This is a genomic window from Jannaschia formosa (assembly GCF_003340555.1).
Classification (GTDB): domain Bacteria; phylum Pseudomonadota; class Alphaproteobacteria; order Rhodobacterales; family Rhodobacteraceae; genus Jannaschia; species Jannaschia formosa.
Map to the genome: position 1 here is coordinate 1 of NZ_QPLJ01000071.1, position 2,781 is coordinate 2,781.

Below are 2,781 nucleotides of genomic sequence, written 5' to 3' on the forward strand. Positions count from 1 at the left end.
CTCACCCGGCTGCCTTGACGGCTCTGGTTGTCATGACCTTGCAGAGGTGTCTGCGGTAGTCTTGGGATCCGTGGAGGTCGGAGATCATGTCGTGGGTTGGGGGGGTGAGGGTTTTGAGGGCGTCGGGGGTGAAGTTGGCGGTGAGGGCCTCTTCGGCTTCGGTCCAGCGGAAGACGCCGTCGGCGGAGGCGCCGGTGATGGCGACGCGGACGCCGGCCGGGAACTTCGCCACGAAGGCTGCGACCAGCGGGAAGCGGGAGGCGGGCTGGATCATCTTCTCGTAGGCGGCCGTCTCGGGGATCGGGAAGGCGACGGAGGTGACGATCTCGTCCTCTTCGAGCGCCGTCGTGAAGAGGCCCTGGAAGTAGTCGTCGGCGGCGATCTCGCGGGAGCCCGACGGCCCGGTGGCGGTGATCGTGGCGCCGGAGGCCAGCGCGCCGGCGGGGTAGCAGGCCGAGGGGTCGTTGTTGGCGAGCGAGCCGCCGACGGTGCCGCGGGTGCGGACCGCCGGGTCGCCGATGCGCGCGGCGAGCGAGGCGAGCGCCGGATAGGCCTGCGCCGCCTCGCGGGCGACGGCGGCATGGGTCGCGCCGCCGCCCAGCGTGAGGGTGGTGCCGTCCGAGGAGATGCCCTTCATCTCGGCGATGCCGGTCAGCGAGACCAGCGTGTCGGCCTGCGCGAGCCGGGCCTTCATCGTCGGCAGCAGCGTCTGGCCCCCGGCGATGGGCTGGGCGTCCTCGCCCTGCAGCGCGGCGATGGCCTCGGCGACGGTGGCGGGGCGGGTGAGGGTGAAGTCGTACATGCGAGGCTCCGATGCGTGGGTGGCGGGGGGAGCGAGGGGCCAGCCCCTCGCGCTCCCCGGCATGTTTATGGAACATCGAAGGGGGTAGCTGGCCCCTTCGACCGGGGGCGGCGGGCGCGGGAGGCCGCGCCGCCCCCGGGGCTCAGGCGGTGGTGCCGCCCTGGCCGACCGAGCGGTCATGGGCGGTCTGCGCGCTGCCGGCGGCGGGCTGGGCCGATCCGAGGGTCGCCGGGGCGGCGTGCATCGCGGCCCAGACGCGGGCGGGCGTCAGCGGCATGTCGATATGGCGCACGTCGTGGCCGCCCGACTGCAGCGCGTCGATCACCGCGTTGACGACCGAGGGCGGCGAGCCGATCGCCCCGGCCTCGCCGCAGCCCTTCACCCCCAGCGGGTTGTGGGTGCAGGGCGTCTGCGACGAGTGGTCGACCTGGAACATCGGCACGTCATGGGCCCGCGGCATCGCGTAGTCCATGTAGCTGGCCGAGAGCAGCTGGCCCTCGGCGTCGTAGGCGCAGTTCTCCAGGAGCGCCTGGCCGATGCCCTGGGTCAGCCCGCCATGGACCTGGCCCTCCACGATCATCGGGTTGACGACGTTGCCGAAGTCGTCCGCCGCCGCCATCGCCAGCACCTCGACCTTGCCGGTCTCGGGGTCGAGTTCCACCTCGCAGGCATAGGCGCCCGAGGGATAGGTGAAGTTGTTGGGGTCGTAGAAGGCCGTCTCCTCCAGCCCCGGCTCGATCTCGTCGAGGGGATAGTTGNGCGGCCATGTCGATGACCCGCTCCAGCTGGAAGGTCGCCTCGGGCCGGCCCGCGCCGCGATAGGCGTCCACGGGGACGGTGTTGGTGAAGACCGCCTTCACGTTGGTGTAGATCAGCGGCGTGCGGTAGTTGCCCGCCAGCAGCGTGCCGTGCAGCCAGGTCGGGATCGAGGGCGCGAAGGTCGACAGATAGGCGCCCATATTGGCGTAGGTCTGGCACCTGAGCGCGGTGAAGTTGTTGTCCGCATCCAGCGCCAGCTCGATCTTCGTGACATGGTCGCGGCCATGGGCGTCGGACATGAAGGCCTCGCCCCGGGTCGAGGTCCACTTGACCGGGCGCTGCAGCTGCTTGGCGGCGAAGGTGCAGAACGCCTCCTCGGCGTAGTGGAAGATCTTGGTGCCGAAGCCGCCGCCCACGTCGGGCGCCACGACCCGGAGCTTGTGCTCGGGGATGCCCAGCACGAAGGCGCCCATCAGCAGCCGGATCACGTGCGGGTTCTGCGAGGTGGTGTAGAGCGTCGAGGAATCGTCGTGCAGCGCGTAGTCGCCCACCGCCACCCGCGGCTCCATCGGGTTGGCGACGAGCCGGTTGTTGACCAGCTCCAGCGTGGTCACATGCGCCGCCTCGGCGATGGCGCGGTCGACCGCGTCCTTGTTCTCCTGCACGAAGCCCCAGTCGTAGCAGAGGTTCGACGCAAGATCGTCATGCACCTTCGGCGCGTCGGGCCTCAGCGCGGCCTTCATGTCGATCACCGCCGGCAGCGCCTCGATGTCGAGAACGATCGCCTCGCAGGCGTCGCGCGCCTGCGCCGCCGTCTCGGCCACGACGGCGGCCACCGGGTCGCCCACATGCCGCACCTTGCCCTCGGCGAGGATCGGATGCTTCGGCTCGGCCATCGGGTTGCCGTCGATCGAGGTGATCTGCCAGCCGCAGGGGATGCCGCCCACGCCCTCGAAGTCCTTCGCGGTGAAGACCCGCAGCACGCCCGGCATGGCCTCGGCCGCCGCGGTGTCGATGCCCGTGATCCGCCCATGCGCCACGTCCGAGCGCAAAAAGACCACATGCGCCTGGCCGGCCAGGTTGATGTCGTCGGTATAGCGCCCCTTGCCCGTCAGGAAACGCGCGTCCTCGCGCCGCCTGGGGCTCGCCCCGATCCCGGTATCCTTCGGCATGTCGTCTCTCTCCCTCATGTGCTCGGGTCCCAGCGGGCCCTGATATGC

The 2,781-nt window shown here is 70.7% G+C and carries 1 protein-coding gene and 1 pseudogene; both read right to left on the reverse strand.

Annotated features, from left to right (window positions below; translation table 11 throughout):
* Nucleotide 1 precedes the first annotated feature (1 nt).
* On the reverse strand, nucleotides 2-802 hold the full coding sequence (locus DR046_RS22740; protein WP_115384614.1) for an FAD binding domain-containing protein: 801 nt from the start codon (nucleotides 800-802) through the stop codon (nucleotides 2-4).
* A gap of 142 nt (nucleotides 803-944) precedes the next feature.
* Nucleotides 945-2,733, reverse strand: a pseudogene (locus tag DR046_RS22745) (xanthine dehydrogenase family protein molybdopterin-binding subunit).
* Nucleotides 2,734-2,781 lie beyond the last annotated feature (48 nt).